This window comes from Psychrobacter sp. DD43, assembly GCF_904846555.1.
Taxonomy (GTDB): domain Bacteria; phylum Pseudomonadota; class Gammaproteobacteria; order Pseudomonadales; family Moraxellaceae; genus Psychrobacter; species Psychrobacter cryohalolentis.
This window is the reverse complement of record NZ_CAJHBE010000013.1, coordinates 13417-29483: the sequence shown is the minus strand read 5'-3', so window position 1 is coordinate 29483 and position 16067 is coordinate 13417. Positions and strand designations below refer to the sequence as shown.

Annotated in this window: 11 protein-coding genes; 9 read left to right on the top strand and 2 right to left on the bottom strand. The window is 42.7% G+C overall.

Going from position 1 to position 16067, the window contains the following annotated elements; genetic code table 11:
- Positions 1-22: 22 nt before the first annotated feature.
- The 4 genes from JMX89_RS08255 to msrA all read left to right on the top strand — a co-directional run bounded on the left by JMX89_RS08255 (position 23) and on the right by msrA (position 5734).
- The gene (locus JMX89_RS08255; RefSeq protein ID WP_201551362.1) at positions 23-1081 is read left to right on the top strand and encodes an ABC transporter permease; all 1059 of its coding nucleotides are present in this window, start codon (positions 23-25) and stop codon (positions 1079-1081) included.
- Between the two features lies 1 nt (position 1082).
- Positions 1083-2768: an ABC transporter ATP-binding protein gene (locus tag JMX89_RS08250; RefSeq protein WP_201551347.1), complete on the top strand. Its 1686-nt coding sequence runs from the start codon at positions 1083-1085 to the stop codon at positions 2766-2768.
- Between the two features lie 197 nt (positions 2769-2965).
- Positions 2966-4306 (top strand): iron-containing alcohol dehydrogenase, encoded by a 1341-nt coding sequence (locus tag JMX89_RS08245; protein ID WP_201551345.1) that lies wholly within the window; start codon positions 2966-2968, stop codon positions 4304-4306.
- Positions 4307-4483: 177 nt separating this feature from the next.
- Positions 4484-5734, top strand: a complete 1251-nt coding sequence (gene msrA, locus JMX89_RS08240) for a peptide-methionine (S)-S-oxide reductase MsrA (protein ID WP_201551343.1) — start codon at positions 4484-4486, stop codon at positions 5732-5734.
- A gap of 124 nt (positions 5735-5858) precedes the next feature.
- Here the strand turns inward: msrA and folE are convergent, their stop codons facing one another.
- Positions 5859-6455 carry a GTP cyclohydrolase I FolE gene (gene folE / locus JMX89_RS08235; protein WP_226939345.1) on the bottom strand — a complete coding sequence of 199 codons (597 nt, stop codon included), beginning with the start codon at positions 6453-6455 and terminating at the stop codon, positions 5859-5861.
- Positions 6456-6817: 362 nt separating this feature from the next.
- Here folE and JMX89_RS08230 point away from each other — a divergent pair, with 362 nt between their 5' ends.
- On the top strand, positions 6818-7624 hold the full coding sequence (locus JMX89_RS08230; RefSeq protein ID WP_201551341.1) for an enoyl-ACP reductase: 807 nt from the start codon (positions 6818-6820) through the stop codon (positions 7622-7624).
- Positions 7625-7735: 111 nt separating this feature from the next.
- Positions 7736-8431 (top strand): YoaK family protein, encoded by a 696-nt coding sequence (locus JMX89_RS08225; protein ID WP_201551339.1) that lies wholly within the window; start codon positions 7736-7738, stop codon positions 8429-8431.
- A gap of 48 nt (positions 8432-8479) precedes the next feature.
- Here JMX89_RS08225 and JMX89_RS08220 read toward each other — a convergent pair whose 3' ends face one another.
- Positions 8480-8641 (bottom strand): hypothetical protein, encoded by a 162-nt coding sequence (locus tag JMX89_RS08220; RefSeq protein WP_011513753.1) that lies wholly within the window; start codon positions 8639-8641, stop codon positions 8480-8482.
- Between the two features lie 385 nt (positions 8642-9026).
- Here JMX89_RS08220 and JMX89_RS08215 point away from each other — a divergent pair, with 385 nt between their 5' ends.
- The 3 genes from JMX89_RS08215 (at position 9027) to hrpA (ending at position 15738) form a co-directional block, all read left to right on the top strand.
- Complete coding sequence (locus tag JMX89_RS08215; RefSeq protein WP_133104633.1) at positions 9027-10451, top strand: SLC13 family permease; 1425 nt, start codon at positions 9027-9029, stop codon at positions 10449-10451.
- A 221-nt stretch (positions 10452-10672) separates the two neighbouring features.
- A complete protein-coding gene (locus tag JMX89_RS08210; RefSeq protein WP_201551337.1) occupies positions 10673-11269 on the top strand; it encodes a DUF1543 domain-containing protein in 597 nt (198 codons plus the stop codon).
- Between the two features lie 206 nt (positions 11270-11475).
- Complete coding sequence (gene hrpA, locus JMX89_RS08205; protein ID WP_227673053.1) at positions 11476-15738, top strand: ATP-dependent RNA helicase HrpA; 4263 nt, start codon at positions 11476-11478, stop codon at positions 15736-15738.
- Positions 15739-16067: the final 329 nt, after the last annotated feature.

Here is a 16067-nt window from a genome sequence, read left to right as displayed (position 1 = left end):
GTCAAGTCATCCATTACCTTCAATGCACTCAAGCGCATCTGCTATTGCTATAGAAAAAAAACGTCGCCTAAATCCTATCTGGCAGGCGCGACTTAATCGCTTTCGTCAAAATCGTCTTGGTGTCATATCGCTATTCATTTTTGCCTTGATATTTGTCATCTGTATGGCAGCCAATGTGATTGCCAATGACAAGCCGCTACTTGTACAGTATCAAGGCGATTACTACTTCCCCGTACTAAAAGCCTATCCTGAGACGACTTTTGGCGGAGTGTTTGAGACCGAGACCAATTACAAAGATCCTGCGGTACAGACGCTGATTACTGAGCAGGGTTATTATGTGATGCCGATCATTCCGTTTGCTGATCAGACGCCAAACGTTGAGCTAGGTATTCCATATCCAGCGGCACCCAATAGCCAGAATTGGCTTGGTACGGATGACTTGGGTCGCGATGTGCTGGCGCGTATACTGTATGGCATGCGAGTGTCATTATTATTTGGTCTGGCATTGACACTAGCGGGCGCAGTGATTGGTATTATCGTCGGTGCGATACAAGGCTATTACGGTGGTTGGATAGATTTGGCAGGGCAGCGCTTCATGGAGGTTTGGGGCGGTATGCCGCAGCTGTTTATGATTATTATTTTGGTCAGCTTATTTAGCCCTAGTATTTTTATGCTATTTGCGATGATGTTATTGTTTGGCTGGATGGGATTGGTTGGTTTGGTACGGGCAGAGTTTTTGCGCGCGCGTAACTTTGATTATGTGCGTGCGGCGCGTAATCTGGGGGCTTCCGACAGCCAAATCATGCTAAGGCATATCTTGCCCAATGCGCTAGCGTCAAGCTTGTCACAGCTGCCATTTATCTTAACGGCCAATATTATTGCGTTAACAGCGCTAGATTTCTTAGGTTATGGTTTACCGCCTGGGTCACCGTCGCTGGGTGAGCTGATGGTACAAGGGAAAAACAATCTTGATGCGCCTTGGCTGGCCTTATCGGGATTTTTTAGTTTAACCTTTATTTTATCGTTGCTCATCTTCGTTGGCGAAGCACTGCGTGATGCCTTTGATCCGAGGCGCTCTTAATATGACAACTGAGAATATGACAACTGCTACTGAGCAAAATAGTCTTTTAAATGACAATCATAGCAATATATCAAATAAGCTCATGCTGACAGTGGATAAGCTTAACATCGTAACTACTTTGGGTACTGTTTTAGTCGATAAGCTAACGTATGAGCTCAGGCAAGGTCAGACGCTAGCCATCGTTGGTGAATCAGGCTCTGGTAAATCGATTGCAAGTCTCGCGCTATTAGGCTTGCTCCCAGATAGCTTGACCGTTACTGGTAAAGTGCAGTTAGCAGATACATTGGGTATGACTACATTACCGATAGCCAACGATAGAACACGTAATGCAGCTCTACGTGATGTACGTGGTCAGCGCATCGGCATGGTGTTCCAAGAGCCAATGACAGCGCTTAATCCATTGCATACAGTTGCCAAACAAATTGCAGAATCGCTCCGTTTAATCGGAGTATCCAAAAATCAATGGCATGAAAAAAGTATCACCTTGTTAAATGATGTCAATATCACCGATCCTACTGATAAGCTAAATCGCTATCCGCATGAGTTATCGGGTGGTCAGCGTCAGCGGGTGATGATTGCCATGGCATTAGCGCAGCAACCTGACATCTTAATCGCTGATGAGCCAACCACCGCGCTTGATGTGACCTTGCAACATGAGATTCTCGCTCTATTAGACAATCTTAAACGTCAGCATAATATGGCAATGATATTGATTAGCCATGACCTCAATCTGGTCAGGCGCTACAGTGATGAGGTAATTGTCATGCGCCAAGGGCAAACGATTGAGCAGGGTAGAACTGCAGCGGTATTTAGTCAGCCTAAAGCAGAATATACCCGCTCGCTTATCAAACAAGAATTTGGACAAGCGCTCAACTTCTCTGATAACGAGCAAAGTCAGCAATCAACTGTATTGCAAGTAAATAACTTGCAAGTACAGTTTCCAATTGAAAAAAGTCTGTTTGGTGGTACCAAACGCTGGTTTGAGGCTGTTAAAGATGTCGATATGAACCTGCAAAAAGGTCAGGCATTAGGCATCATTGGTGAGTCAGGCTCAGGGAAAACTACCATAGCGCTTGCGTTAAGTCAGTTACTTAGCAATCAAGCGCGTGTCAGTGGTCAGATAATGGTGAATAATCAAGATATTGCGGCGTTATCAAAACGTGATTTGCGCACCTTCCGCTCACAGATTCAAATGGTTTTTCAAGATCCATTTGCCAGTATTAACCCTCGTATGACTGTCATGGAAATCGTCGAAGAAGGGCTGTTAGTACAAGGCGTTGTTAAAGTAGCACGTCAGCAGGCAGTAATGAGCAGTCTTGCTACCGTGCATTTACCGTTAGAGTTTGCGCAGCGTTATCCGCACGAGCTATCAGGTGGTCAGCGTCAACGGGTGGCTCTGGCTCGTGCCCTTATTATGCAGCCAAGTCTCTTAATATTGGATGAGCCAACGTCTGCGCTTGATAGCACTACGCAAGTCACTGTAGTGAATTTACTACGTGAGATTCAAGAAAAATTGCAAATCAGCTATGTGTTTATCAGTCATGATTTAAAAGTAGTCCGTGCCTTGTGTCAGCAAATTATAGTGTTAAAAGAAGGCAAGTGCATTGAGTTTGGACGTACCGAAGACGTGTTTAATAATCCACAACATCCGTATGCAAAGCAATTATTTCAGGCGAGTGTGATATAGCCTAAGTAAATGATATTAAATACTCAGAACATAGCAGTTCATACTAATAGCGACATACCAAAAATCGCAATGGTACAATAAGTTTGGACAGTAGTTTACTTTATATAGAACCTAGTCCTATGTATATTATTTGAACCTTGCTTTATTCGGTTAGTTGAAACGGTCATTATTGTCATTAAAAAAGGATTTTTATACCCATGAAAAAACAAAATAGTATTGCTAAATTAGTAAGTAATAAGTTAGTAAGTAGCAAGTTAGTAAGTACCGATGGATTACAGCATGCTGGTTATTTAGCCGTTGCCAAGACACGCGCCAAAGTACTAAAAGCCTTTGCTTATGTTATCCCGATTAGAAGACCGATGTTATTCGTCGGCGCAAGCTCTTGTGATGAGCTATGCGACATGCTTATTAATGAAGGTAGCACCAATGTCTTTATCGTCACTGATGCGGTATTGAATAAGCTTGGTATACCTGCAAAAGTCACTGATTATCTAGATAGCAAAAATATCCGCTATAAAGTCTATGACGGTATTACGCCAGACCCTACTTTTAAAGTGGTTGAAGAAGGGCTACGCATCTCCATTGATGCTAAATGCGATTCTATTATTGCTATCGGCGGCGGCTCTGTGATTGATGCAGCTAAAATGATTGCTATGTCACAAGGCAACAATTGCAAGCCGCAGCAACTTATCGGCATACTCAAAGCACGAAAGCCTTCTGTACCGCTGTACTGTGTGCCTACAACTGCGGGTACTGGTTCGGAAGCGACACTTGGTGCAGTTGTATCAGATGATAAAACCCATCAAAAAGCACTATCTATCGACCCAAGAATGGTGCCATTAGCCGCCGCTATTGACCCAGTTATTATGAAAGGGATGCCGGCTCATATCACAGCGGATACGGGTATCGATGTGTTGACCCACGCCTTAGAAGCTTGGATGAGTGCTAATGCGAGCGTCGAGACCGACTATTATGCGGCCTCCGCGGTAAAGTCAGTTATGCAGAATCTGCCAGTAGTATATAAAGACGGCGGCAATCTCAAAGCCAGAGAAGCAATGGGCATTGCCGCTCACTACGGCGGTATTGCCTTTAATAAAGCGGGCCTTGGCTATGTCCATGCCATCGCTCATCAGCTTGGTGCGTATTATAGTATTCCTCATGGTCGCGCCAATGCCATCGTGTTACCTTATGTACTTGATGTCAATCGTCAAGCAAGCAAAAAAAGACTAGCAGATCTGGCTAGAAAAACAGGTATGCTTAAGGATGGTCAAGCCGGCAAGAGTGATGCTGTGATTGCAGATCATCTGATTGCGCAAGTTCGCGAATTGGTCGCTACTTTAAATATCGATCCAACGGTTAAAGGTATGAAAACCACTGACTTTGATAGTATTGCTAAAGCCGCAGCTAAAGAAGTCAGTGATACCTATGCAGTGCCAACGTATCTGTCAGCATCTGAAATCAAGGGTATTTTAACGAAGATTCAGCAAGCCAGTGATGAGCATGCCGATACTGATGTTAAGAGCGATAAAGTTGCATAGATGATTTGCTAAATGAATAATCTAGTCATGAATTAATAGAAAGCTTATTATCGAAAGGTAATAAGCTTTTTTTATGGCCATTCATTAAATATGGTGTATATAAACAACACTTTAGGAATATTTCTGTGAGACCTAAGGGTTACGATGGTTACATGATATTACCCTTAGGAGCCTTTCATGACACACCGATTATTAGTGAATTATAAATTACCAGCTAAAGTCGTGGGCATGGCGATAGTAGCGAGCAGTGTCTTTTATGTCGGTTGCGCCTCCACTGAAAAACCGCCTACGATAAAAAATGTTTCCATTGACAATCCTTATGCGCCTACTGACCCCAATTTAGCAGTAGCAACGGTCGCTGGTGGCTGCTTTTGGTGTGTCGAGGCGGGTTATGAAAAGATTCCTGGTGTGGTAGAGGTAGTGTCAGGTTATACAGGTGGCGAATCTAAAAATCCAACTTATAGTACTGTTTCAGCTGGTGGTACAGGGCATACTGAAGCAGCCCAAGTTTATTATGATCCGACCAAGATTACCTACAATGGTATTGTTCAAGCCCTATGGCGAATCGCTGATCCTACTGATGATAAAGGTCAGTTTGTAGATAGAGGTGCCCAGTATCGCCCAGCTATTTTTTATAATAGTGAGCAAGAAAAGCAGATAGCCGAAGCTGCTAAGCAATCGCTGCAAGCTTCTGGCGTCTATAAAAAGCCAGTCGTAATCGAGATTGTGCCTGTTAGCGAATTTTATCCAGCAGAAGAGTATCATCAGGATTATTACAAAAAGAATCCACTACGTTATAAAGCTTATACGTTTAACTCTGGTCGCTACCAGTTCATTGAAAGTGTCTATGGTAAAAAATATGAGTTAGATTTCAACCAATTCAAACCGACTGTAACCAGTGCAAAGTCAGCAATGTCGAATACCTCGTCAGCTACAGTAAAGCCGTCGACAGTTAAGACAAGTGCAGGTTTTGACCCAGAGACCTTTGTAAAACCGACAAAAGCTGATCTTAAAAAATCACTAAGTGACATTCAATATAAAGTCTCTCAGGAAGATAGTACTGAGCGCGCTTTTGATAACGAATATTGGGATAATAAAGAACTTGGACTGTATGTCGATGTGGTATCAGGTGAACCATTATATTCGTCTCGTGATCAATACAAGTCCGGTACTGGTTGGCCGAGCTTTACTCGTCCATTGAATGCTAGCTTTGTCGTGGAAAAGGCAGATCGAGGAATATTTGGTACCCGTACCGAGATTCGTAGCCGTTATGCAGATTCACACGTCGGTCATGTATTTGACGATGGCCCGGCACCGACGGGTAAACGCTACTGCATGAACTCAGCAGCAATGCGTTTTATTCCACTGGCGCAGATGGAAGCGGCTGGCTATGGTAAATGGATTAATGACGTAAAATCAGATAGCTAGGGATTGTTTGACAACCTTTAATAGCTTTTCAACATTGTTTAATGACTGAAAATCGTGAATAGTTTGCATTAAAAAAGGATACCTAATTAGGTATCCTTTTTTTAAATTTAACGTTTTTAGTCTATTAGAAAGCAGGTTTACGCTTCGGTACAGCATCTAAGAACTCATTGCGCGCTTGATTGTCATGTACATACTCACCTAACATCGACATTGTGCGCGTAGTAGAGTGTTGCTTATTGACGCCGCGCATCATCATACACATGTGAGCAGCATCCATTACTACTGCCACACCGCGGCAGCCCGTCACATCCATAATCGTCTGCGCTATTTGTTCGCTTAAATTTTCTTGAACTTGCAAGCGACGAGAAAACATATCGACGATACGAGCAAATTTAGACAACCCTAACACTTGACCGTTTGGTAAATAACCAATGTGTGCTACACCATGAAAAGGCAACATATGGTGCTCGCACAATGAATAAAACTCAATATTCTGCACCAATACCAGCTCACGGTTGGTCGATGGAAACAAAGCGTCATTAACGACTTCATCTAAGCTTTGATGATAGCCTTTGGTCAAATGCGCAAATGCTTTGGCAGCACGTGTTGGGGTGTCTTCAAGTCCTGGACGATGCAAGTCCTCACCCGTTGAGGCGATGAGCTGGCGATAGGATTCGATGCTTTCTTGGTAGTCTGATGCTATTGTTGCAGTATTGCTCATAAGTTTGGCAGCCATCCAAAATGTGGGTGTAGCTTAACGCTAAATCCTTAGTTACAAACAATGGTTGTAAAGGATTATTATAAAAATTGTGCAAGCTGGGAGGGCTGTGATTATACTCGAAATCTACTTAACTTCATACTGCTGTAGCCGGTAGTTCACCGTTTTATCAATATTAAATGGTATTATTGAGCGGGATTAGGCATTAATACAGTGTAAGCAAATACAGTTTACGACTGTTTACTTAAATCAATTCGTGTATAATAACTCATCTTTCAATTGGTACTTCCACTCGCTATTTGTTAGCCAACTATTAAAAATAATCGATCATTTAAATGACCTAAATTAACTTAAAAGGAAATATTATGCTATTACAAGGACAGCGTTTTGTCGTTACAGGCATCGCTAGCAAACTATCTATCGCTTGGGCAATCGCTGAAGCACTACATCGTGAAGGCGCGTCGTTAATTTTGACTTATCCTAATGATAAAATCAAAAAACGGGTAGATATGGCGGCTGAAGCATTTGAGGCGGACTTGGTCCTTGAGTGTGACGTGGCATCAGATGCGTCTATTGCGGCTTGTTTTGAGCAAGTCACTGCCCATTGGGGCGATGGCATCAATGGCGTAGTACATGCGATTGGCTTTGCACCGATGGATCAGCTTGATGGTGATTTTGTCAATGCGACAACCCGTGAAGGCAGTCATATCGCCCATGATATCTCAAGCTATAGCTTTGTGGCATTGGCAAAAGCATCGCGTGAGCTACTTGCTATGCGCCACGGCTCAATGTTGACGTTGACTTATGAAGGCAGTATTTCAGTATTGCCGAACTACAACGTCATGGGTATGGCAAAGGCGAGTCTTGAAGCCAGTGTTCGCTACCTTGCAACTTCAATGGGCGGTGAGGGCATTCGCGTCAACGCGATCTCGGCAGGTCCTATTCGTACGCTTGCCGCCAGTGGCATCAAGTCATTCCGTAAAATGCTCGATATCAGTGAAAAAATCGCCCCGTTACAGCGCAACATTACTCAAGCTGAAGTCGGTAATGCCGCACTATTTTTATTGTCGCCTTGGGCATCTGGTATCACTGGCGAGATTATGTTTGTTGATGCAGGCTTCAATACGGTTGCGATCAGCGAGCAGCTAATGATGCTTGATGAGCAGAAATAGTTAAAAGGTAATCCTCAGCGATATATAATGAGAAGTAAGGAAGGCAGCCAATCGGCTGTCTTTTTTGATTATACTATGGGTTTTTTGCTGATAAGCCATTAAGCGACGAATATGATAACCAAATTACCAAGATGGATATTGTGGGGTGGCGCCGTATTGGCATTCAGTGCAGGCTGTGTCAATACGGCCGCATTAATGGGTTTTACCAATTTATCTGTCTCGCATGTGACAGGTAACGTAAGCTTGTTTGCCGCTGCTATCGCTTATCTAGACATTCGAAGCCTTTTATTTATCGGCGCGTTACTGCTGTCTTTTTTGGCAGGGGCTGTATTAAGTGGTTTTGTTATCGGTCAGACGTCATTGAAGCTTGGTCGACGTTATGGCAATGCGCTTTATATTGAAGCGGCATTATTGTTAATAAGCTATTGGTTATACCAGCAGCACGATTATCTAGGACAGCTTGCCGCCGCTATGGCATGTGGCTTACAGAATGCGATGGTTGCAACTTATAGCGGTGCAGTGATTCGTACCACGCATTTAACAGGACTAACCTCAGATATGGGCGCTGCCATCGGTAATTGGCTGGCGGGTCGTCGCATCAGTAAGCCAACATTAGGCTTTCAGGCGATTATTTGGTACTGTTTTTGCACTGGCAGTGCCGTAGGTGCTTTTTTATATGCCAGAGTGGGCTATGGTGCGTTGTTTTTGCCTATTACTATTGTTTTGAGCGCAGCCTTCGTATACAACTATGTATCAGACAATCTACCAGAAAAAAGACAGCCAAGAAAAAAGCGCTCATCAGTTTGATAAGCGCTTTTTCATTTTTAAATTTTATTTCAATCGAATCCATACAGACTACTGATCGTCTTCTTTATGGTCTTCATGTTCGTGCAACCCTTGCATCATATCTAACGCAGAATCGTCAGTACGTTGCTGATCTTCTTTAGCCAATCCATCTTGGTTGATGTCTTTTGGTGCCATTTTCGTCGTTGAGTCAGTTTTGTTGTCATCTGCCATGAGAATCTCCTATTTGTTTTTATTAACGTTCTTCACCAACTCAGTATGTGATACAGCTTATGAGTTGTACAGGGAAGATATGAACATATTTAGTGACGGTATGTAACTTTGTCTCAGACAAACTTCTGGTTTTTCAAAATAGACTTAAATCCATACTTATAAAGTCAGTTGGTTTTGGGTAGATGAAATAAAGAGTATATTTCTGACAAGGTTTTCAATATGTCTATATTGATAATATTTTGGTGGATAATATTTCTGCTATGATGGCACCTTATTTTTATAAGTACTGTTATTAAGTACGATTATAAAGGTATGGTTAACGGCTGAAATACGTCTTTATGTTTATAATTTTTAACACCGTCTTTGGGTACAATAAGGACATTATATGTCAGAGAAAAAACTAGATAGCCATCTTCCTAACGATGGCAACGAGTATTTATTTACAGATACCTTCCCAAAAGGTACCGGTAAAGGATTGATAGTTGTCGCTATCGCGGCGGTTATCAGTCTGTTTATCTATAATGTATTGCCGTACGATATCAGTGCCAATAAAGGCCTCGCCATGTTGTTCTTTATCGGCGTTTTATGGTTAACTGAAGCGGTACATGTGACGATTACAGCGATATTGGTGGTGGTCATAGGAGCGCTAATTGGTTTACCGGATTTCGATGCTGAAATTGGCTTACAAAGCTTTGCTAATCCAATTATTTATTTGTTCTTTGGTGGCTTTGCACTAGCGGCGGCATTGCATGTGCAGCAATTAGACAGGAAAATAGCGCTTAAGATTCTATCAATGTCAGGTGGTAATCTGAGGAATGCGGTATTCTTAATATTTGGGGTCACCGCATTTTTATCGATGTGGATATCAAATACGGCTACTGCAGCGATGATGCTGCCACTGGCGCTTGGTATTCTAACGCAGGTTGACCGCGAAAAAGACCGTGGCACTTTTGTGTTCGTACTATTAGGTATTGCCTATTCTGCGAGCCTTGGTGGTTTGGGTACGATCGTTGGTTCACCACCCAATGCTATTGCTGCAAAAGCGCTGGATATTGCGTTTGTCGATTGGATGAAGTTTGGTATTCCGATGATGTTGGTGCTGTTGCCATTATTGCTCGGTGCGATGTATTTATTCCTCAAGCCCAATCTTAATCGTCAGGTCACGCTGAACGAAGATGATGAGGCTATTGCATGGAATAAGCCGCGTGTACTGACGATTATTGTTTTTATCGTCACAGCGCTAAGCTGGATACTCTCGAAACAAATTGGTGCCGCACTCAATATTGATGATGTTGATTCTATTGTGGCACTGTTAGCAGCATCAGCAGTGGTCAGCTTAGGGTTGGTTTCATGGAAGCAAGTTTCTGACAATACCGACTGGGGCGTACTCATGTTGTTCGGTGGTGGTATTGCGCTATCAACGGTGTTAAAAGTTTCAGGCGCATCGTTGGTTCTTGGTCAAGCAGTTGCTAATGGACTGTCCTCTGCACCGCTTATCGTCGTGGTACTGGCAGTTGCAGCATTCATTATATTCTTGACAGAATTTGCTTCTAATACGGCTTCTGCCGCCTTGTTAGTCCCTGTGTTTGCGGCTATTGCTGAGCAAATGGGTCTGCCACCTGCAGTATTAGTCATGATTATTGGTATCGGTGCTTCTTGCGCATTTATGCTACCAGTTGCCACGCCACCAAACGCTATTGTCTTTGGAACGGGTCTTATTAAGCAGACAGAGATGATACGTGTTGGTGTCATACTGAATATTATTTCTACCTTTATCATAGGTTTGTGGGCATATTTTTTCTTACTATAACCTATAAGTGAAGACAGTTATAACCGAACAAACCCAATGTTTAAGTGATTCTTAAACATTGGGTTTTTCAATTACTAGTAGTCATAATGTCGGTATAAAATACTTATCGTTTCTTTCTTGTTATCATTGATTTATTAGCTGCTCAAAGCAGATTGGGATGACTATTAACTGACTAGGTTTATCTAACAAGGAACATATAAGATATCTAAGGAATCTCTAAAATGCCAACCCTATATATGATTCAATTAGGCGGTCGCCCCAAAGGGCGGTTGATTGAACAACATGATATATTTTTTGGCGTGGCCAATCAGGTTAATGAATTAATAGCAGATATCAATAATCATTGGCCTGAAGTGAAAAATAAGTGGCACATTGATTCATACCGCGCTATTAGCAAAGTTGATAATTATGCGATTAAATTAGTGGAATCCAATATTCAAGCAGAGTGCGCCAACGACTTAAAGCTATTCTTTATCAATTTAGGCGGCTATCAGCAGGGCAGTTTTGAAGAGTTTCATTATAAGCTACTTATCGTGGCTGATAGCCAAGCAGATGCAGTTAAACAAGCAAAACAGAGCGAATTTTATAAACAATTTACTTTTAAAGATACAGCATCGCCTTTTAATGCTGCCTCACATATTGATGACAAGTTTGAGGTGGATATAGACGACATATATAACGTCAATGATCTTATCTCAAATGTTAAAATCATTATCGAGCCTCTTGCTAGAGCGCTTGATAAAAGTATAAATGTCATAGAAGATAAAAAGTACGTAGGATATTTAAGTATTAAAAATCTTAAAAAATTAGCACTGTGATAATATTAATTGTTGCTTATGAGTTTATGAGTTTTAAGAGATACGTCTAATCACTCCTTATCTCCGTGAGATTTTTGGTTATTTTATAAATTTGATACGTTCTATAAGCAACAACTCAAGTTTAGGCCATACACGAGTAACTTGAATCGCAGCTCAATTATCCCCATAATCTAACTACTTCTAAATAATAAATAGCCTAAGTAAATATGCCTGATACTTCAAAAGAAAACCAAGAAAAAAGCCAGCCTGTACAAGCCGAAAATCTGAACGCCGAGACAAAAAATACGCAGAAAAGTGTGGATACTCAACAGGTTATTTCTGTTGCTAATTTACCTGTGCTCGCGAAGGACGAGTATTATCTCAGTCGCCTTGAGCGTGAGCTGGCACGTGCAAAATCGTCTGCTAATAAAAATAGCAATACGGATGACAAAAACAATGTTAAAAATAGCAATGATTTGGATAAAAAACGCGCGCAATATGAGCAATTAAAAGCTCGCTCGCAACAAGCGGTGCAAGCGCGTATAGAGAGCATTCCAGATAGGCTGGCAGAAAAACTGAATCATGATCTCCCTGTTAGCCAACGTGGTGATGATTTGATTCAGGCAATCATCGATAACCAAGTGATTATCGTTGCAGGTGAGACAGGCTCAGGTAAAACTACGCAGCTGCCTAAGTTAGCAATGTTAGCAGGGCGCGGTATACGTGGGCAAATAGGGCATACACAGCCTCGACGACTGGCGGCACGCAGTGTGGCAAACCGTATCGCTGAAGAATTGGGCGAGCAGCTTGGTAATACGGTCAGCTTCAAGATTCGCTTTAACGAGCAAGGCACAGCGCAATCTGTCGTTAAACTAATGACTGATGGTATTTTGCTTGCTGAACTTGGTCATGATCGTTTTTTGAGCAAATACGATACTATTATTATTGATGAAGCCCATGAGCGTAGTTTAAACATTGACTTTATTATGGGTTATTTAAAAAAACTGCTGCCCAAGCGCCCTGATTTAAAAGTCATTATTACCTCAGCGACACTGGACACTAAACGCTTTAGTGAATACTTTAGTCGCTACGATAATAAGCTTAAACGGCAAATTCCTGCCCCTATTTTTAATGTCGAAGGACGAAGCTTCCCTGTCGAAGTGCGTTATCGTCCGTTAACAGATGAGCCCGTAACCAGTTCAGACGATGATAGCTACGACGACTTTGAAGAAAATCTGCCACGTGCGGTGGTTGCTGCAGTGGAAGAATGCTTTAGCGATGCACAAAATAAAGGTCATGCTGATCAAGCAGATATTTTAATATTTGCCGCCACTGAAGCTGAGATTCGTGAGCTCCAAGAGGTGCTTGAGCGTCATGGACCTAAGCATACAGAAGTGCTGCCATTATTTGCACGGCAGACCTATGAAGAGCAACAGCGTATCTTTCAGCCATCAGGTCGCGGCCGACGTATTGTTATCGCGACTAACGTCGCTGAGACGGCATTGACCGTACCGGGTATCCGCTATGTGATTGATTTGGGTTTTGCGCGTATATCACGCTATTCTTATCGTTCGCGCGTACAGCGTTTACCAATTGAAGCCATCTCGCAAGCTGCTGCCAATCAGCGTAAAGGGCGTTGTGGTCGTGTTGCGCCGGGTGTTTGTATTCGTTTATATAGCGAAGAGGACTTTACTGGTCGTCCTGAATTTACGGAACCTGAGATTTTACGCACTAACTTAGCATCCGTTATTTTACAAATGGCAAATCTGCGCCTAGGAAGCGTCGATGATTTCGCCTTTATTGAGCCGCCTGACAGTCGCTTGGTTACTGATGGACATAAATTGCTTGATGAGTTAGGCGCGATTACTGCTAAAAACGACGTACCTTCAGCTAAACAAACTAACAAGCCAAAATCAAAACAGGGTCTGGATCATCTGGTTCTGACACCGACTGGTCAAAAGATGGCACGTATGCCAATCGATCCAAGGCTGGCACGTATGCTGGTAGCTGGTAGCGATTTTGATTGTATCCGAGAAATGCTCATTGTCGTTGCGGCGCTTGCTGTCCAAGATCCACGCGAGCGGCCAGTAAATAAGCGCCAGCAAGCGGATCAGAAGCATGCTGAATTTCGCCAAGATGACTCTGATTTTTTATTCTATTTAAGTCTGTGGAAAGCACTGTTTGAGAAAGACGAAGATGGTAATAAGTTGTCTGGCAATCAGCGTAAGCAGTTTACGAAGAAAAACTATCTAAGCTTCCCGCGTGTACGTGAGTGGAGTCAAACCCATCGTCAGTTAGTACAAATGGTCACTGAGCTTAAGCTGACTGATGCTAATGAGGCAAAAACTGCTGACAAGAATGCCTCGAAAGAAGTGACTCACAGTGACCCTACCGCGATTGAAGATGAAGCACTCAAAGCTGTTAAATACGCTAATTTACATCGCGCATTATTAACAGGTCTATTGTCTACGATTGCTCACAAAACTGAAAATCGTGGTGAATACTTAGCTGCTCGCCAGCAGAAAGCCAAAATATTCCCAGCCAGTACGGTTTTTAAGCAAATACCACCTTGGGTCATGGCTTTTGAAGTGGTTGAGACATCGCAAGTCTTTATGCGTACCGTTGCCAAGATTGAACCAGAATGGATTATCTCAGCCGCCAGTAACTTATTAAAATATCACTACTTTGAGCCACATTGGTCGAAAAAAACTGGCCGCGTTAAAGCTTATGCCCAAATCAGTTTATTTGGTCTGATTATTATCAGTAAGCAACTGACCAACTATGAGCAAGTTAATCTAAGCGAGTCGCGTGAGATATTTATCCGTGACGGTCTGGTTACTGGAAATTTAGGTAGACAAGCACCGTTCTTACAGCATAATATGGATAAAATTGCTGACATTGAACGCATCGAGGATAAATTACGCCGCCGTGATCTATTGGTCGATGAAGAGTCCTTGTATCAGTTTTATGATAAAAAAATCCCCGATCATATTGCGAGCCGCAAAACGTTTGAAGACTGGCGTGCCGAAGTTGAAAAAACCGATAGTAAGTATCTGTTCTTTACCGATGAAGACGTGCTTAATAGCCAAGCGCCGACCACAGGCGATTTCCCAGAAGTGTGGAAGCTTGGTGACTTAAAGCTGCCACTACGCTATATCTTTGATCCAGCAAGCGATGATGATGGGGTGACCATCCGTGTGCCGCTTGTCGCCCTACCGCAGCTTGATGCGATTGAGCTTTTATGGGGTGTACCCGGTTGGCGTTATGAGCTGGTATTACAGTTATTAAAATCATTACCAAAAGACATTCGTCGTCAGATTGTACCTATTCCTGATACTGCCGATAGTTTGTTTGATGAGTTGCAGCCTGCGGGTGGACAGGGGTTATTAAAACAGCTTTGCCAAGCACTTAACCGCCGTGGCATTATGTCAGTCACCGCCGAGCATTTTAATCCGTCTAGTATTGATCGTTATTTGCAGCCACAAATCTGCGTGGTCGATGATAAGAACCGTATCATCGAAAAAGGACGCGATCTGCAAACGCTACAGATTCGCCATGCCTCTCAGACTCGCCAAGCGGTGAATGAGCAGCAAGGTGCGCATACAGAATTTCCTGAACACTTCGCCTTTAGTAAAAACCATCATAGCGCAGGGGTGGTTATGAAGCAGTTTGCTGCTTTGGTTGCTGATGAGGCAGGTGGAGCGGTATCTATCCATCAATATACCGATGTTAATGCAGCACTGCAGGCGCACCGTATCGGGGTGTTAACGCTAATCAAAAGCAGACTTGGCTCAAAGAAAAAACAGCTGACCAGTCAAGTCGACAACATATTTAAACTGGCATTCGCACCGCTTGGTGATATGGAAAAGCTTAAAACTATCATCATTGATGCGACTTTAGATGCAACACTCGAAGAGCACTATGTATTGTTTGATCATACGGCAGACCTACCTGAGAGTGCTAATGATGTTGCGGTTGGACTCAGTGAGGAGCTACCCTTTACTCCTGAAGAGTATAGCCAAACGCTCGATGTGCTACTAAGTAACTTCTTGCTGGTTGGTCAAACGGTTATAAAAACGCTCAAAAGCGTTTATACCCGCTGGCAACGTATTCGCCAAAGCATGCTAATGCTTGATCGAGAGATATTTGGCGAGTCTATTGAAGATATTGAAGATCAGTTAGCAGATTTGCATTTGGCTGATTTTGTTTATCGTATGGATTATAGCCACTGGCAGCAGTATCCACGCTATCTGGAAGCGCTAGAGATTCGTATCGATCGTCTTGAGCACAATGTCGAAGCCGACCTCGATGGCGTCTATGCCCTTGACTTACATATGGAAAGACTTGCAGGACGTGCTAATGATAAAGTCATCAGCGATTACCGCTGGATGGTCGAGGAGTACCGCATTCAACTGTTTGCTCAGCCGATGAAAACCCGTATAGCGGTATCGCCCAAGCGTCTCAGTAAGATATGGGATAAAATGAGTTAGCATAAAAGTAAGCACTTCAGTAACCATTCGCAAATTTTTATGGTCATGCTTTTAGTTGCCACTTTCTAAAAGTATGACACTCTTGTCCGTATTATCAAAAAGCTTATTCAACCGCTTATATAGATATCTTAGACATTATCATGACACTGGCTGCTAAGCTTATACCTTACAAGCCTTTCTAGAGGAATAAATATTCAAGCAATCGCCATGCACTGATTGCTAACCTCTACAGTGTTTCAGTTATCATTTTTACAAAATTAATGCATCTCTTTCACGTTAACAGTCGTATTTGAATCTCTGTCATCTCCTACATTGGCTGGTGCTGTGAC

Coding starts and splice junctions, on each gene's coding strand:
- JMX89_RS08255 (WP_201551362.1), top strand. CDS start 23: ATGCACTCAAGCGCATCTGCTATTGCTATAGAAAAAAAACGTCGCCTA.
- JMX89_RS08250 (WP_201551347.1), top strand. CDS start 1,083: ATGACAACTGAGAATATGACAACTGCTACTGAGCAAAATAGTCTTTTA.
- JMX89_RS08245 (WP_201551345.1), top strand. CDS start 2,966: ATGAAAAAACAAAATAGTATTGCTAAATTAGTAAGTAATAAGTTAGTA.
- msrA (WP_201551343.1), top strand. CDS start 4,484: ATGACACACCGATTATTAGTGAATTATAAATTACCAGCTAAAGTCGTG.
- folE (WP_226939345.1), bottom strand. CDS start 6,455: ATGAGCAATACTGCAACAATAGCATCAGACTACCAAGAAAGCATCGAA.
- JMX89_RS08230 (WP_201551341.1), top strand. CDS start 6,818: ATGCTATTACAAGGACAGCGTTTTGTCGTTACAGGCATCGCTAGCAAA.
- JMX89_RS08225 (WP_201551339.1), top strand. CDS start 7,736: ATGATAACCAAATTACCAAGATGGATATTGTGGGGTGGCGCCGTATTG.
- JMX89_RS08220 (WP_011513753.1), bottom strand. CDS start 8,641: ATGGCAGATGACAACAAAACTGACTCAACGACGAAAATGGCACCAAAA.
- JMX89_RS08215 (WP_133104633.1), top strand. CDS start 9,027: ATGTCAGAGAAAAAACTAGATAGCCATCTTCCTAACGATGGCAACGAG.
- JMX89_RS08210 (WP_201551337.1), top strand. CDS start 10,673: ATGCCAACCCTATATATGATTCAATTAGGCGGTCGCCCCAAAGGGCGG.
- hrpA (WP_227673053.1), top strand. CDS start 11,476: ATGCCTGATACTTCAAAAGAAAACCAAGAAAAAAGCCAGCCTGTACAA.